The organism is Vibrio sp. 970 (assembly GCF_033339075.1).
The window spans coordinates 1-769 of record NZ_JAWOTW010000229.1; the positions used below are offsets into that span (position 1 = coordinate 1).

The window sequence follows — 769 nt, forward strand, 5'->3', positions numbered from 1 at the left end:
ATTCGTGGTGTGTTAACCGAGTCTAACAGCGATAAGAGCTTCTTTAGTTTGGCGCTAGGCATCGACATCAACACGCTTGCGCCATCGATTGGTCAAATTTGGACAGAGATAACTCAGCCACAATACCAATGTGCGCTGCTGAGCCAAATGCAAAAAGACATGGGCGGACAAAACCCGGCGGCAGCGGTGAGCATGGGCTCTGGCATGCTGAATGGGTTGAAAGGGTTGAGCATGCAACTGTTCGATCTGAACATCAATCCTGATGCACAGTTTGGCGAAGTGTTTAGCCAAATGGATGGCATGTTTACTCTGTCTGCGAAAGATCCAAACATGTTGATTCAAACTGCGCAAATGCTAGTTCCTGAATTGGCGCAGCTTCAACTGCAACCAGACAATCAACCTGTAAACGTAAGTGACTTGTTAGAGATGCACACTGGCATGAAGATGGACGTGTTTGCACGCTTAAATGGCAGCCACCTAACGCTATACAGCGGTGAGTACGCGGCAGAAGCAAGCAAGGACGTGATGGCTCAAGAGTTGAAGCCAAACGGTTTGTTGAGCTTTAGCATGGACTCAGAGCGTATTCTGGAAGTGTTAGAAAAAGCATCAATGGCGACAGGCCAGCCTCTTCCTGAAGACGTGCTAGTGAGCTTCCAAAACGAGCTAACGGGTGGCATGAAGATGGATGTCACTGATAAAGGCATCGGCTTTGAGTTTGATTACCGCAGCTCAGCCAAAAAGGTGAGCGTTGCCCAGCAGTAAACGCAAC

General features: G+C 48.6%; 1 pseudogene. It reads left to right on the forward strand.

The window, feature by feature from the left end:
• Window positions 1–762 (forward strand): annotated as a pseudogene (locus R7Q11_RS25855) (hypothetical protein); the annotation flags it as partial.
• Window positions 763–769: the final 7 nt, after the last annotated feature.